12 protein-coding genes are annotated in these 14832 nt (G+C 70.9%); 8 read left to right on the top strand and 4 right to left on the bottom strand.

Features of this window, described 5'->3' with window-relative positions; genetic code table 11:
- The 8 genes from KME75_RS33095 to KME75_RS33060 all read left to right on the top strand — a co-directional run.
- Window positions 1–334, top strand: a 334-nt coding sequence (locus tag KME75_RS33095; RefSeq protein WP_219418880.1) for an endonuclease domain-containing protein, incomplete at its 5' end; no start/stop codon positions are given.
- Between the two features lie 321 nt (window positions 335–655).
- Entirely contained in the window at window positions 656–2587 is a 1932-nt protein-coding gene (gene typA, locus KME75_RS33090; protein WP_372452736.1) for a translational GTPase TypA, read from the top strand.
- Between the two features lie 304 nt (window positions 2588–2891).
- The gene (locus KME75_RS33085; protein ID WP_219418881.1) at window positions 2892–4667 is read left to right on the top strand and encodes an ABC transporter family substrate-binding protein; all 1776 of its coding nucleotides are present in this window, start codon (window positions 2892–2894) and stop codon (window positions 4665–4667) included.
- 229 nt (window positions 4668–4896) lie between these two features.
- Complete coding sequence (locus KME75_RS33080) at window positions 4897–6663, top strand: ABC transporter family substrate-binding protein (protein ID WP_219418879.1); 1767 nt, start codon at window positions 4897–4899, stop codon at window positions 6661–6663.
- Window positions 6664–6786: 123 nt separating this feature from the next.
- A complete protein-coding gene (locus tag KME75_RS33075) occupies window positions 6787–7767 on the top strand; it encodes an ABC transporter permease (protein ID WP_219418878.1) in 981 nt (326 codons plus the stop codon).
- On the top strand, window positions 7760–8689 hold the full coding sequence (locus KME75_RS33070; RefSeq protein ID WP_219418877.1) for an ABC transporter permease: 930 nt from the start codon (window positions 7760–7762) through the stop codon (window positions 8687–8689). Before KME75_RS33075 ends, KME75_RS33070 begins: the two co-directional genes overlap by 8 nt.
- Window positions 8686–9801, top strand: coding sequence for an ABC transporter ATP-binding protein (locus KME75_RS33065; RefSeq protein ID WP_219418876.1), 1116 nt, complete (start codon window positions 8686–8688; stop codon window positions 9799–9801). Before KME75_RS33070 ends, KME75_RS33065 begins: the two co-directional genes overlap by 4 nt.
- Window positions 9802–9832: 31 nt before the next feature.
- Window positions 9833–10864, top strand: a complete 1032-nt coding sequence (locus tag KME75_RS33060) for an ABC transporter ATP-binding protein (protein WP_219418875.1) — start codon at window positions 9833–9835, stop codon at window positions 10862–10864.
- 16 nt (window positions 10865–10880) lie between these two features.
- Here KME75_RS33060 and KME75_RS33055 read toward each other — a convergent pair whose 3' ends face one another.
- Genes KME75_RS33055 through KME75_RS33040 form a run of 4 tightly spaced genes read right to left on the bottom strand, consistent with a single transcriptional unit; the run spans window position 10881 to window position 14746 of the window.
- A complete protein-coding gene (locus KME75_RS33055; protein WP_219418874.1) occupies window positions 10881–11897 on the bottom strand; it encodes an ABC transporter ATP-binding protein in 1017 nt (338 codons plus the stop codon).
- Window positions 11894–12874 (bottom strand): ABC transporter ATP-binding protein, encoded by a 981-nt coding sequence (locus tag KME75_RS33050; protein ID WP_219418873.1) that lies wholly within the window; start codon window positions 12872–12874, stop codon window positions 11894–11896. The genes KME75_RS33055 and KME75_RS33050 overlap by 4 nt, the downstream gene beginning before the upstream one ends.
- The gene (locus tag KME75_RS33045) at window positions 12874–13827 is read right to left on the bottom strand and encodes an ABC transporter permease (RefSeq protein WP_219418872.1); all 954 of its coding nucleotides are present in this window, start codon (window positions 13825–13827) and stop codon (window positions 12874–12876) included. Before KME75_RS33045 ends, KME75_RS33050 begins: the two co-directional genes overlap by 1 nt.
- On the bottom strand, window positions 13820–14746 hold the full coding sequence (locus KME75_RS33040) for an ABC transporter permease (RefSeq protein ID WP_219418871.1): 927 nt from the start codon (window positions 14744–14746) through the stop codon (window positions 13820–13822). The genes KME75_RS33045 and KME75_RS33040 overlap by 8 nt, the downstream gene beginning before the upstream one ends.
- Between the last annotated feature and the right edge of the window lie 86 nt (window positions 14747–14832).

Raw genomic sequence — 14832 nt, 5'->3', positions numbered from 1 at the left:
GGCCGCCGCCGACCGCTCGGCGTCGGTCGCCGAGCGGCTGCTGGTCCACATGTTCCGCGACGCCGGATGCGCGGGCTGGCATCGCGCGTTCTCCGCGGCCGGCCACCTCGTCGACATCGCGTTCCCCGCCGCCCGCGTCGCCATCGAAGTGGATGGATGGGCCTGGCACATGGACGCGGAACGGGCCCGGCAGGACAAGCGCCGCCAGAACGCACTCGTGCGGGCCGGCTGGACGGTCCTTCGGTACACGTGGCACGACCTGACCGGGCGGCCTCGCACGGTGCTGGCCGAGATCGGTTTCGAGGTGACCAAGGGGATGGCTGCGGCGAAGTGAGACGTCGCGCCGCGGGCCGCCCGTCGGGGATCGTCGCGGTGGCCGGATAGCCGGTGCGGGCTCGGGAACTCAGAGTCCCGTGATTTCCGACACTGCCGACGGCGGGCCGGGCCGCCCGCTGTCGCGCCCCTCCCCACCGGATGACGTCGGGGCCCGCACCGCCAGCGGCATCCACCGCCGCTCGCCGCCCGCTTGCGCCCGTTCGTCGCGCACGAGCCCGGTTCCCAGTCGACGTCGCACACCGGCGGAGACCCGTTTGGTGAGGTGAGCCTCCGCTCACACCGGCGGCGGGGTCACCGCCGGCGCGGGCTACCGTGAAGTGTGAGCACAGCAGCATCCACTCTCGCGGCCCCCGCGGACCTGTCCGGCGCGACCCGCGGGACTGGCGCGCAGCTCCGCAACGTCGCCATCGTCGCGCACGTCGACCACGGCAAGACCACCCTCGTCGACGCCATGCTCCGCGCCTCCGGCGCGTTCGGCGAGCGCGCCGCCGTCGTCGACCGGGTCATGGACTCCGGCGACCTCGAGCGCGAGAAGGGCATCACGATCCTCGCCAAGCACACGGCGATCGACTGGCAGGGGATGACGGTCAACGTCGTCGACACCCCGGGCCACGCCGACTTCGGCGGTGAGGTCGAGCGCGGGCTGTCCATGGTCGACGGCGTCGTCCTCCTCGTCGACGCCAGCGAGGGCCCGCTCCCGCAGACCCGGTTCGTGCTCCGCAAGACCCTCGCCGCCGGGCTGCCCGTCGTGCTGGTGGTCAACAAGACCGACCGCCCGGACGCGCGCTGTGCCGAGGTCGTGGACGAGAGCCTCGAGCTGCTGCTCGAGCTGGCCGACGAGCTCGAGCTCGACGAGAACACCACCGCGCGCCTGCTCGACCTCCCGGTCGTCTACGCCAGCGGCCGGGCGGGCCGGGCGAGCCGCACCCGCCCCGGCGACGGCGAGCTGCCGGCCGACCCGGGCCTCGAGGCGCTGTTCGACGTCATCGCCGAGACCGTCCCGCCGCCCGCCGACGACCCCGACGCCCCGCTGCAGGCGCACGTCACCAACCTGGACGCCACCAGCTTCCTGGGCCGCATCGCGCTCTGCCGCGTGCGGGCCGGTGTGATCCGCCGCGGGCAGCAGATCGGCTGGTGCCGCGCCGACGGCACCGTCACCCGGGTCAAGATCACCGAGCTGCTGCGCACCGAGGCGCTCGAGCGGGTGCCCGCCGAGTCGGCGAGCGCCGGCGACCTGGTCGCCGTCGCGGGTATCGCCGACGTCATGATCGGCGACACGCTCGCCGACCCCGAGAACCCGGTGCCGCTGCAGCGCATCCACGTCGACGAGCCGGCCATCGCCGTCACGATCGGGATCAACACCTCCCCGATCGTCGGCCGCGACCCGCACCCGGGCACCAAGCTCACCGCCCGCCAGGTGAAGGGCCGCCTCGACGCGGAGCTGGTCGGCAACGTCAGCCTGCGCGTGCTGCCCACCGAGCGCCCCGACGCCTGGGAGGTGCAGGGCCGCGGTGAGCTGGCGCTCGCGGTGCTCGTCGAGACCATGCGGCGCGAGGGCTTCGAGCTCACCGTCGGCAAGCCCGAGGTCGTCACGCGCATGATCGACGGCAAGCTGCACGAGCCGTTCGAGCAGCTGTCCTGCGACGTGCCCACCGAGCACCTGGGCGCCGTCACGCAGCTGCTGGCCGGGCGCAAGGGCGAGCTGGGCCAGATGGTGCACAGCGAGTCCCGCGTGCGGATGGACTACCGGGTGCCGTCCCGCGGCCTGATCGGCTTCCGCACGGAGTTCCTGACGATCACGCGGGGCGCGGGCATCGCGAGCCACGTCTTCGACGGCTACGGCCCCTGGGTCGGCGAGCTGCGCACCCGCCTGCGCGGGTCGCTCATCGCCGACCGCTCCGGCCCGGTCACCGCCTACGCCGTCGACCAGCTCGCCGACCGCGGTGTGCTGTTCGTCGGCCCCGGCACGGTCGTCTACAACGGCATGGTCATCGGGGAGTACACCCGCGCCGAGGACCTCGAGGTCAACATCTGCCGCGAGAAGAAGCTCACGAACATGCGCTCGTCCACCGGCGACGAGCTCGTGAAGCTGACCCCGCCGACCGTGCTCAACCTCGAGCAGGCCCTCGAGTTCTGCGCCAACGACGAGTGCGTCGAGGTCACGCCGGAGTCGGTGCGGATCCGCAAGGTCGAGCTCGACTCGCACACCCGCGCGCGGATGCGGTCGCGGGCCAAGGCCGCCGCGAACTGACGAGAACGCCCCGCCGGCCGACCTGTGGGCGGGGCGACTCGCGTGGCGAGAACGGGCGACTCGCGTGTCGAAAACGGGCGACTCGCGCGGAACGGGGGCGCCTCTCCCGCGAGTCGCCCGGTTCCGACGGCCGAGTCGCCCAGTTCTGATGGCCGAGTCGCCCGTTCGCCGATTCGTGCCGACTCGCCCGCCGGATCGTGCCGACTCGCAGAGTGGCGGGGCGGGGTGCCGGGGCCGGTCCCGTGCAGTGCGAGGATGACCGGCCGGGGACGGAGCGTCCACGGAAGGGGAATCGAGGGTGTCGATGCTGCGCGTCGGGCGGGCCGCGCTGGCCCTGGTGCTCGCGCTGCTGCTCGCGGCCTGCACGAACGAGGCGGTGCCCCCGCCGACGCCCGAGCCGACGCCGCAGCCCGAACCCACCGAGCTGGTCGTGGGCGTCGACGATCTCGGCGGCGGGTTCAACCCGCACCTGCTCGCGCACCTCTCCCCGGTGACGACCGCGCTGGCCACGCTGGTGCTGCCGTCGGTGTTCCGCCCGGACGCCCAGGGCGTCATGCATCTCGACGAGACGATCGCGACGAGCGCCGAGGTCGTCGAGACCGAGCCGTTCACGGTGAGTTACGAGCTCAACCTGGAGGCGTCGTGGTCGTCGAACGCCCCGATCGCCGCCGAGGACTTCGTCTACCTCTGGGAGCGCATGCGCAGCGAGCCCGGCGTCGCCGACGCGGCGGGCTACCGGTTGATCACCGAGGTGCGTTCGCGGGCGGGCGGCAAGGCGGTCGACGTGGTGTTCGCCGAGCCGTACCCGGCGTGGCAGCACCTGTTCTCCGACCTGCTGCCCGCGCACATCCTCAAGGACGCCCCGGGCTCGTGGACGGGCGCGCTGGCGAACGGGTTGCCCGCGTCCGGGGGGCCGTTCCGGATCGAGTCGGTGGACCGGGCCCGCGGTGAGGTCGTGCTCGCCCGCAACGACCTCTACTGGGACACCCCCACGGTCCTCGACAAGCTCGTCTTCCGCAGCCTCGACGACACCGTGCTCGCCGCGGGGCTGGCCTCCGGCGACGTCGACATCGCCCTTCCCGAGGCCGACCCCACGATCCGCACCGCGCTCGGCGGGGTGGTGCCCCCGCCGACCCTGCAGCTCGCGCCGCGACCCGTCGTCACCCAGCTCGGGATGCGGGCCGACGCCGGCCCGATGGCCGACCCGCGGGCCCGCCAGGGGATCGCCGCGATCGTCGACCGGGAGGCGGTCCGCACCACGGTCGCCCCCGAGGCCCTGCCCCCCGACGCGTTCGGGCTCGCGCCCTCGCAGCCCGGGTACGCCTCGACCGTCCCGGCCGACGCGCCGATCGGCCCGAACCCCGAGGCCGCAGCTCAGCTGCTGGCGAGTGCCGGGTGGACCCGCGATCTGACCACCGGGCGCTGGGCCGCGGACGGCGAGCCGGTGCGGCTCGTGCTCGGGGCCGCGGCGGAACGCCCCGAGGACGTCCGGGTGGCGCATGCGGTCGCCGAGCAGCTCGACGCCGCGGGGATCGACGTCACCGTCGTCACGCCATCGGCCGTGGAGCTGTTCGGGCAGGAGACCGTGCCGCCCGTCGTCCCGACCCCCACCGCCACCCCGACGCCGTCTGCGGCGCCCACCTCCACGCCACCCACCAGCTCCGCGGGGCAGCCGACGTCGGCCACGCCGGTCCCGGGCGCCGCGGGCGGTACCGTCGAGGTCGACCTGATGGTCGTCCCCCGGACGGTCGGCGGCGACCCGGGCACCGAACTCGCCTCGGACTACGGGTGCCCGCTGCCGAACGCCGTGGTGCCCGAGCCCCCGCGGTCGCCGACCGGGTTCTGCTTCGGGGCACTGCAGCCGCTGCTCGACGAGCTCGTGGCGACGACTCCCCGCCCGGAGGTGGCCGAGGTGGTCGAGCGGGTGCTGTGGGCGCAGATGCCCGCCCTTCCGCTCTTCCAACCGGTCACCCTCGTGGTGAGCACCCCGACCTCCGATGCGGTGACGGGCATCGGGCCCGGACCGATCTTGACCGGCCCTGTGACGGGGGCCGCTTTCTGGCGCAATCCCAATGAGTGAAATGATGCGCCGGCCAGGCGGAGTTACCGGCAGGTAATCACTCTGTGTCACCGCGTTCTCTTCCGGTCACCCTTTGGTCACGATCGGGGGGCCGCGGATGACGGGTGCCACATCGGTTTCTACGGTGCCCCTGGTCGGTGCGTCCGCTCGTCGACATGGGCAGGCCCATCGCCGCGAACGAGAAGGGCGTCCGACCCGGACGGTCCAGCAGAGAGAGGTCAGGAAGTCCATGAGGAGATCGAGGGCTGCATCGCTCGTCGCGATGGGCGCGGCGGCGACGCTGGTGCTCGCTGCCTGTGGCGGCGGCGGCGGCGGCGGTGGCGGCGAAGGCGGGGGCAACGACGCCTCCGCGGGCGGTGTGTTCGAGGACTGCGCGAGCGACCCGACCACCTGCAACTCCGTTCCTGTCGACCAGCTCCAGCAGGGCGGGACGATCACGTTCGCCCTGGAGAAGAACGTCTCCAACTGGAACCTCAACTCCGCCGAGGGCAACGTCTTCGAATCGGCGATGGCACTCAAGGGGATCTTGCCCTACACCTTCGTCACCCAGCCTGACCTGACGCTGGCGATGAACGAGGCCATGCTGGAGTCCGCCGAGCAGACCAGCGCGGACCCGCAGACGATCGTCTACGAGATCAAGCCGGAGGCGGTGTGGTCGGACGGCACGCCGATCACCGTCGAGGATCTCATCTTCCAGTGGAAGACGATGAACGGGCGGGACTGCCCGGAATGCGCCGCGGCCACGAACGCCGGTTACGACCAGGTCGAGTCGATCACGGGCTCGAACAACGGCAAGACGGCCACGATGGTCTTCTCTCAGCCGTTCACCGACTGGAAGAACTTGTTCGCCTCCGGCTCGCCGCTGTACCCGGCCCACATCGCCGCCCAGCAGGGTGACCTCAACACGCCCGAGGGACTCCTCGCGGCCTGGGAGTACTTCGGCGCCACCGTGCCGAACTACACCGGCGGGCCGTACCAGATCGAGAACTGGCAGGACAACGTCGCGCTGACGACGACGCCGAACCCGCAGTGGTACGGCGCGACCAAGCCCGCGCTCGACCAGCTGATCTTCCGCGTCATCACCGACGCCACGCAGGAGCCGATCGCCCTGCAGAACAACGAGGTCCAGGTCATCTACCCGCAGCCGCAGGTGGACCTCGTGGAGCAAGTGGCGAACATGGCCAACGTCTCCCAGTACCAGGGGCTGGGCCTCACCTGGGAGCACATCGACTTCAACCTCGTCAACCCGTTCCTGGCCGACGAGGCGCTGCGCGATGCGATGTTCACGGCAGTGAACCGGCAGGACATCATCGACAAGACCGTCGGGCAGTTCAACGACGAGGTCGGGCCGATGAACAGCCACATGTTCGTGCCCGGCCAGCCCGGCTACGAGGAGGTGCTGCCCGAGGGGCAGGGCAGCGGTGACGTCGAGGCCGCCCGCCAGATCCTCACTGACGCCGGCTACACCGGGGCCGAGGAGGGGCAGCAGCTCACCACACCGGACGGCCAGGCGGTCCCGCCGCTGCGGATCCGCTACACCACCGGCAACGCGATCCGGCAGAACACGTCGGAGCTGTTCGCCTCCTACATGCGGCCGTTGGGCATCACGGTGGAGGTCGTGCCCACTGATGACCTCGGCGGCACCCTGAGCTCGGGCGACTACGACATCATGCTGTTCGCCTGGGTCAGCTCGCCGTTCCCGTTCGCCAACGCTCAGCAGACCTGGCTGAGCACCTCGAGCAGCAACTTCGGGCGGTACAGCAACCCTGAGGTCGACCGGCTGCTCAACGAGGCGGCGTCGTCCACGGACGAGGAGGCCGCGCGCGGGCTGCTCGTCGAGGCCGACCGGATCCTGTCCGAGGACTCGTACGTGCTGCCGCTCTACCAGAAGCCGACGTTCATCGCCGTCCAGGACACGGTGGCGAACGTCCGGAACAACTCCTCGCTCGACGGTCCGCCCTACAACATCGCCGAGTGGGGCCTGCGCACCGAGTGACGCTGGTCCTCCCGCCCGAGGGTGTCGCCTACGCGGCGGCACCCTCGGGCCGGGGGTAGCCTGCCCAGGAACATCGGCAACGCGCCACGAGCGCTCGTCGATCCGACCAGCTGGAAGATCTTCATGCTCGCCTTCGCAGTGCGGCGGATCGCGGTCTCGATCCCGATCCTGCTGATCTCATCCTTCGTCGTCTTCATCCTCGCGTCGCTGTCGGGCAACCCGCTCAACGAGCTGCTGTTCCGCAACCCGCCGCCTCCCCCCCAAGTCATCGCCCTCGAGACCGAGCGGCTGCGCCTGGACGAGCCACTGCTCGAGCGCTACTGGCTGTGGCTCACCGGCCTGTTCACGGGTGACTTCGGCCCGTCCGTGCAGTCCAACCTCGACATCGGTGCCGAGGTCGCCGGCCGCTTCGTCATCACGATGCGGCTGATCCTGGTCGCGATGCTGGTCGCGCTACTGCTCGCCGTCGTGATCGGCGTGATCAGTGCGGTGAAGCAGTACTCCAAGACCGACTACACTGCCACCTTCCTCGGGTTCCTGTTCCTCGCGATGCCGTCGTTCTGGCTCGCGATCCTGCTCAAGCAGGCCGGGATCGACTTCAACAACGCCGTCGACGAGCAGGTCATCTACACGATCGGGGCGTCCTCGATCCCTGCTCCCGAGGGCACTTGGGACCAGTTCGTCGACACCGCGGGGCACATGGTTCTGCCCACGATCTCGCTCGCCCTGATCTCCTATGCCGCGTGGAGCCGCTACCAGCGCGCTTCGATGCTCGAAGTGATGAACAGCGACTACGTGCGGCTGGCGCGGGCCAAGGGCCTGTCCCGGCGGCAGGTGATGGTGCGCCACGGGCTGCGGACCGCCCTCATCCCGCTCACCACCGTCACAGCGCTCGACCTCGCCGCGATCATCAGCGGCGCCGTCGTCACGGAGACGGTCTTCCAGTGGCGGGGGATGGGCGACCTCCTGCTCAACGCGATCCGCACCAACGACACGTACGTCGTCATGGCCTGGCTGTTGGTGACAGCCACGGTGGTCATCCTGTTCAACCTGATCGCCGACCTGCTCTACGCCGTCCTCGACCCCAGGATCCGCTATGCCTGAGAGCCCAGCACCTGTCTCGGCCCCGGCGGCGGGCCCGACGACCCCGGCGCCCGAGCGGGAATTCACGGTCGCCGAGCGCAGCCAGCTCCAGCTCGTGCTGCGGCGGTTCCTGCAGCACCGCCTCGCGGTGATCAGCCTGGGTGTGTTCTTCGCGCTCGTGCTGCTGGCCTACGTCGGCGGCGCCCTGTGGAAGTACGACTACGGCCAGATCACCCCCGACGAGTCGCAGCCGCCGTCGCTGGACCACCCGTTCGGAACGGACGCCGTCGGCAAGGACCAGTTCGCGCAGGTGCTGCGCGGCACCCAGATCTCGCTGCAGATCGCGCTGCTGGTGGCCCTGTTCTCCACGCTGGTCGGCACCGTGTGGGGTGCCGTGGCGGGCTATTTCGGCGGCATCGTCGACACCATCATGATGCGGATCGCCGACCTCATCCTCACGCTGCCCCTGCTGGCGGTCGCGGCGATGCTCGCGCACAACTTCGGCGGCTCGTGGTGGCTGATCTCGCTGGTGATCGCCGGCCTGTACTGGGCCTACGTCTCCCGGGTGTCGCGCGGCGTCGTGCTGTCGCTGCGCGAGAAGGAGTTCATCGAGGCCGCCAAGGCGCTCGGGGCCAGCGACGCCCGGATCATCCTGCGCCATCTCGTGCCCAACGCCCTCGGCGCGATCATCGTCAACGCGACGATCCTCATCGCGGTGGCGATCCTGCTCGAGACCGCGCTGTCCTACCTCGGCTTCGGCGTGCGCCCGCCCGACACCTCGCTCGGCATCCTCGTCAGCGAGGCCCAGACGGCGCTGACCACGCGGCCCTGGCTGTTCTACTTCCCGGGTCTGTTCATCATCCTGATCGCCCTGACGATCAACTTCATCGGGGACGGGCTGCGCGACGCGCTCGACCCGCAGCAGACGAAGGTGCGCGCATGACCGCCGAGGACCCGCTCGCCCTCGGTGGGAGCGCGAGCACGAACGGCATCGGGGACGTGGTGCTGGAGGTCGAGGACCTCAACGTCCGGTTCCCCACCGACGACGGGCTGGTGCAGGCCGTCCGTGGCGTGAGCTACCGCCTGCGGCGCGGCGAGGTCCTGGGCATCGTCGGCGAGTCCGGATCGGGCAAGTCCGTCACCTCGCTCGCCGTCATGGGCCTCCTGCCGGGTTCGGCGAAGATCGACGGCTCGGTCCGGTTCGCGGGGCAGGAGCTGCTCGGCGCGTCCGATGCGGAGCTCACGAAGATCCGCGGCAGGCGGATCTCGATGATCTTCCAGGACCCGATGACGTCGCTGAACCCGGTCTACACGATCGGCTACCAGATCGCGGAGACGATCCGGGCGCACCACGACGTCAGCAAGTCCGCGGCGCTCGACCGCGCGGCCGAACTGCTCGACATCGTGCGTATCCCCAACGCCCGGCAGCGGCTGTCGAGCTACCCGCACGAGATGTCGGGCGGTATGCGGCAGCGCGTGGTCATCGCGATCGCGATCGCCAACGACCCGGACGTCATCATCGCCGACGAGCCCACCACCGCCCTGGACGTCACCGTGCAGGCGCAGATCATGGAGGCGCTCGACACCGCCAAGCGCGAGACCGGCGCGGCGATGGTGCTCATCACCCACGACCTCGGCGTCATCGCCGGACAGGCCGACCGGGTGATGGTCATGTACGCGGGCAAGCTCGTGGAGAGCGGCACCGCCGACGAGGTCTTCTACACCCCGCGCATGCCGTACACATTCGGACTGCTCGGCAGCCTGCCCCGGCTCGACCGGCCGGCGGAGAAGCTGACCCCGATCCCGGGCGCGCCGCCGTCGGTGGTGAACATGCCGCCCGGCTGCCCGTTCACGCCGCGCTGCCCGCTGTCGCGGGACGTGTGCCACGAGAAGGAGCCGGCACTCCTGCCCACCACCAACCCCGAGCACACGGCCGCCTGCCACTTCTCCGACGAGCTCGCCGGCATGGCGCCGGGTGAGCTGTTCGACGTCGGCGTCACCGACAAGGCCGCGCTCGCCGAGTTCGTCCGCGAGACCGAGGGACAGCACTCATGACCGCCGACGTACTTCTTCCCGCGGAGGCGAAATGAGTACCGCTCCTGCGGTGGCGCCACCCGTCCTCTCCGTGCGCAATCTCGTCAAGCACTTCCCGGTGCGCTCCTCCGGCCTGCTGCGGCGCCAGATCGGCGAGGTCCACGCGGTGTGCGGGGTGTCGTTCGACCTGGCCGAGCGGGAGACGCTCGGGCTGGTGGGGGAGTCCGGCTGCGGGAAGAGCACCACCGCCCGCGTGCTGCTCAACCTGCAGCCCGCGACGTCGGGCGAGGTGTTCTACCAGGGCAAGGAGCTCACGAAGCTCTCGCGCCGGGACATGCGGTCGCTGCGCCAGGACCTGCAGATCGTCTTCCAGGACCCGTACGCGTCGCTCGACCCGCGGCTGCCGGTGAACGAGATCGTCGCCGAACCGCTGCGGATCCACGGCCGCTACGGCGACGACGGCAAGAACGTCGTGCGCGACCTGCTGCGCACCGTCGGGCTCAAGCCGGAGCACGGCAACCGGTTCCCGCACGAGTTCTCCGGCGGGCAGCGGCAGCGCATCGGCATCGCCAGGGCGCTCGCACTGCGGCCCAAGGTGCTCGTGCTCGACGAGCCGGTCTCGGCGCTCGACGTCTCCATCCAGGCCGGTGTGCTCAACCTGCTCGAGGAGCTGCAGGAAGAGCTGGGGCTGTCGTACCTGTTCGTCTCGCACGACCTGTCGGTGGTGCGCCACATCGCCGACCGGATCGCGGTGATGTATCTCGGCAGCATCGTCGAGACCGGCCCGGCGTCCGAGCTGTTCGACGGCCCGGCGCACCCGTACACGCAGGCCCTGATCTCGGCGATCCCGCTGCCCGACCCGCGCAAGGAGCGGGCCCGGGAGCGGATCACCGTGGTCGGCGATGTGCCCAGCCCGATCTCGCCGCCCAGCGGCTGCCGGTTCCGCACCCGGTGCCCGAAGTTCGCCAACGAGCTCACGGACACCGAGCGCACGAAGTGCGTCGACGAGCCGCCCGCGCTGATCGACCGCGGCCAGGGCCACCCGGCCGCGTGCCACTACGCGGAGCGCAAGAGCCTGCTCTGAGCGGGTGGAAGTCCGCTCAGCTCGGCAGCAGGTGCTGCTCCTCCGCGTGATGGCACGCGCTCGGGTGGTGCCCGCCTGCCCTGACCACGAGGTCCGGCACCTCGTCGGCGCAGATCTCCGTCGCCTTCCAGCACCGCGTCCGGAAGCGGCACCCGCTCGGCGGGTTCACCGGGCTCGGTACGTCGCCGGCGAGCCGGATCCGCTGCCGGCGGGCCCGGACGGCCGGGTCCGGCACCGGGACGGCCGAGAGCAGGGCCTGCGTGTAGGGGTGTGACGGGCGGGCGTAGATCTCGTCCTCCGTGCCGATCTCCACGATCTTGCCCAGGTACATCACGGCCACCCGGTCGGACAGGTGTCGCACCACGGACAGGTCGTGGGCGATGAAGATGTACGACAGCGCGAACTCGCGTTGCAGCTCGCCCAGGAGGTTCATCACCTGCGCCTGGATCGAGACGTCGAGCGCCGACACCGGCTCGTCGCAGATGATCACTTCGGGGCGCAGGGCGAGCGCACGGGCGATGCCGATGCGCTGGCGCTGCCCGCCGGAGAACTGGTGCGGGTAGCGGTTGATGTGCTCGGGGTTGAGCCCGACGACGTCGAGCAGTTCCTGCACCTTCCGCCGGCGCTCGCCCTTGGGCGCCACCTCGGGGTGGATGTCGAAGGGCTCGCCGATGATGTCGCCGACGGTCATCCGCGGGTTCAGCGACGTGTACGGGTCCTGGAGCACGATCTGGATCGACCGGCGCAGCGCCCGCAGGGCCTTCCCGCGCTTGGCGAACATGTCCTCGCCCCGGAAGCGCACCGTGCCCGCCGTGGGCGGCTCCAGCCGCATCAGCACCTGCGCGAGCGTCGACTTCCCGCAGCCCGACTCGCCGACGACGCCGAGGGTCTCGCCGCGCCGCAGGTCGAACGAGACCCCGTCGACTGCGCGCACATGCCCGACGGTCCGTTTGAGCAGGATCCCGACCTGTACCGGGAAGTGCTTGACGAGGTTCTCGACCTCCAGGATCGGTTCGGTCTTCCCGAGGTTCATCGGATCACCAGCTCCTCGGCGAACAGGCAGGCCGACGACCGCGGCCCGGGCAGGACCTCCAGCGGCGGCACCACCTCGTGGCAGACGTCGCGCGCCATTGGACAGCGGGGGTGAAACGGGCAGCCGGGCGGGATCCGGGTGAGGTTGGGCGGCAGTCCCTTGATCGCACGCAGCTCGCTGCCCTTCGTGTCCACCCGCGGGATCGACTCGAGCAGCGACCGCGTGTAGGGGTGGCACGGGTTGGCGTAGAGCGCGTGCACGTCGGCGTTCTCGACGATCCGGCCCGCGTACATCACGGCGATCCGGTCGGCCACCTCCGCGACGACGCCGAGGTCGTGCGTGATCAGGATCAGGCCCATGTGCCGGTCGGCCTGGATCTCGGCGAGCAGGTCCATGATCTGGGCCTGCACGGTGACGTCGAGCGCGGTCGTCGGCTCGTCGGCGATGAGCACGTCGGGGTCCAGCGCCAGCGACATCGCGATCATGACGCGCTGGCGCATGCCGCCGGAGAACTGGTGCGGGTGGTCGCGGACGCGCTGCTTCGCCGCCGGGATGCCGACGAGGTCGAGCAGCTCGACGGCCCGCCGCTCCGCGTCCCGCCTGCTCATCCCGCGCCGGGTGCGCAGCTGCTCACCGATCTGGAACCCGACGGTGAACACCGGGTTCAGTGCGGACAGGGCGTCCTGGAAGATCATCGCGATATTCTCGCCACGCAGCTCCCTGCGGCGCTCCGGTGAGGCCGTCAGCAGGTCCTCGCCGCGGTAGCGCACCGAGCCCGCCGTCACGACGCCGGGCGGGGTCTCCAGGATCCCCATGATCGTGTTGGCCGTGACGCTCTTGCCCGAGCCCGACTCGCCGAGCACGGCGAGCGTTTCGCCCGCGTCCACGGCGTAGTCGACGCCGTTGAGCACCTTCGCGACGCCGTCGCGGGTGCGGAACTCGACATGCAGCCCGGTCACCTCGAGGAGGGGTTCCATCAGCGGCCCTTCGGGTCGAACGCCTCGCGCACCGCGTCGCCGAGCATCACGAACGCGAGCACGGTGACGGCCAGGAACGCGGCGGGGAACAGCAGCAGGAACGGTGCCACCCGCACGTAGTCGCGGGCCTCGCTGATCATCACGCCCCACGAGACGACGGGCTCGCGCAGCCCGATCCCGAGGAACGACAGCGTGGCCTCGGCGCCGATGAACGCCCCGAGCGCGATGGTGGCGTACACGAGCACCGGGGCCAGGCAGTTGGGCAGCATGTGCCGCCAGATCACGCGCCCCGGGCTCGCGCCCAGCCCGCGTGCGGCCCGCACGTAGTCCTGGTCGCGCGCCGCGATCGCCGCCGACCGCATGATCCGCATCGTCACCGGCCAGGACAGCATCGACATCGTCAGCACGACCAGCGCCGTGATGCCGACGGCCCCTCCGCCGACCGTCTCGCGGAACGTCGAGAGGATCACGATCGCACCGAGCACGAACGGCAGCCCGAAGAACACGTCGGCGATCCGGGACAGCACGCCGTCCACCCAGCCGCCGTAGTAGCCGGCGAGGATGCCCATCGTGCCGCCGATCAGCACGGTGATCGACGTGGCCAGCACGCCCACGATGATCGACACCCGGGTGCCGTAGATCGTGCGGGCGTACACGTCGCGGCCCAACAGGTCGTAGCCGAACCAGGCGTCGGCGGACGGCGCCTGCCTGCTGCGCGCGAGGTCGCCCGCGCCCGGGTCGGCGGAGGTGAACAGCCCGGGGAACGCGGCCAGCACCAGCAGGAACGCGATCAGCGACACGGACACGAGAAACAGCGGCCGCCGCCGCAGGTCGTGCCAGGCGTCCGAGGCGAGGCTGCGCGGGCGCTCGGGGTGTTCCCCCTGCGCGGTCGGCGTCAGGTCGTGGTGGGCGTGCTGGGCAGGCGCGGTGCCGAGGGATGCTGGGTCAGTCAAAGCGGATCCTCGGGTCGAGAACGGCGTAGAGGACGTCCACCAGCAGGTTCATCAGCAGGTAGACGATCACGAGCAGGACGACCACGCCGGTGACCGTGGCGCCCTCCTTGGTGAGGATCGAGCGGAACACCAGCCCGCCGATCCCGCGGATGTTGAAGATGCCCTCGGTGACGATGGCGCCGCCCATGAGCGCGCCCAGGTCGACCCCGAGGAACGTGATGACCGGGATCGCCGAGTTGCGCAGCAGGTGCACGCCGACCACCCGGCGGCTGCTGAGCCCCTTCGCGACGGCGGTGCGCACATAGTCCGCACGCCGGTTCTCGGCGATCGAGGTGCGGGTGAGGCGCGCGACGTAGGCCATCGACAGGCTGCCGAGCACGAACCCGGGCACGAGCAGCTCGCTCCACCGGGCCTCGGAGGAGACGGTGGGGTCGATGATGCCCAGCCGCAGCCCGAGGAAGGTCTGCAGCACGTACCCCGTGACGAACACCGGGATCGCGATGAGGAACAGGGTGGAGACGAGGACGAGGTTGTCGAGGTACCCCCCGGACCGCAGGCCGGTGAGCACGCCCGCCGCGAGCCCGATGACCGCCTCGATCACCAGCGCGACGAGCGCCAGCTTGAGCGTGACCGGGTAGGCGTTCGCGATGAGCTCGCTCACCTCGATGCCGGAGAACGTCTCGCCGAAGTCGCCCTGCAGGAGGTTGCCCAGGTACTTGACGTACTGGACGACGACGTTGTCGTCGAGGTTGTACTCCTCGCGCATCGCCGTGATGTAGGCGTCGGGGCACTGCCGGTCGCCGCACTTGCCGGCGAACGGATCTCCCGGGATGGCCCAGACGAGCAGGTAGATCAGGAACGTCGTGCCGAGGAAGACCGGCACGAGCTGGAGCAGGCGGCGCAGGACGTAGCGCCCCACCGTTCACCTCCCTGGGGTCGGCCGCGGCGTCGTGGGCCGCGGGGGATGACCGCGGGACGGCGGCCGGGGCGGGGCGCGCCCCGGCC

Origin of the sequence: Pseudonocardia nigra (assembly GCF_019396355.1) — a bacterium.
In the GTDB taxonomy this organism is placed as follows: domain Bacteria; phylum Actinomycetota; class Actinomycetes; order Mycobacteriales; family Pseudonocardiaceae; genus Pseudonocardia; species Pseudonocardia nigra.
The sequence above is the reverse complement of the archived record's forward strand: the minus strand, read 5'-3'. Positions and strand labels throughout refer to the sequence as shown.

Excerpts from the sequence above, each read along its gene's own strand:
- KME75_RS33085 (WP_219418881.1), top strand. The coding sequence starts at position 2,892 with ATGCTGCGCGTCGGGCGGGCCGCGCTGGCCCTGGTGCTCGCGCTGCTG.
- KME75_RS33080 (WP_219418879.1), top strand. The coding sequence starts at position 4,897 with ATGAGGAGATCGAGGGCTGCATCGCTCGTCGCGATGGGCGCGGCGGCG.
- KME75_RS33075 (WP_219418878.1), top strand. The coding sequence starts at position 6,787 with ATGCTCGCCTTCGCAGTGCGGCGGATCGCGGTCTCGATCCCGATCCTG.
- KME75_RS33070 (WP_219418877.1), top strand. The coding sequence starts at position 7,760 with ATGCCTGAGAGCCCAGCACCTGTCTCGGCCCCGGCGGCGGGCCCGACG.
- KME75_RS33065 (WP_219418876.1), top strand. The coding sequence starts at position 8,686 with ATGACCGCCGAGGACCCGCTCGCCCTCGGTGGGAGCGCGAGCACGAAC.
- KME75_RS33060 (WP_219418875.1), top strand. The coding sequence starts at position 9,833 with ATGAGTACCGCTCCTGCGGTGGCGCCACCCGTCCTCTCCGTGCGCAAT.
- KME75_RS33055 (WP_219418874.1), bottom strand. The coding sequence starts at position 11,897 with ATGAACCTCGGGAAGACCGAACCGATCCTGGAGGTCGAGAACCTCGTC.
- KME75_RS33050 (WP_219418873.1), bottom strand. The coding sequence starts at position 12,874 with ATGGAACCCCTCCTCGAGGTGACCGGGCTGCATGTCGAGTTCCGCACC.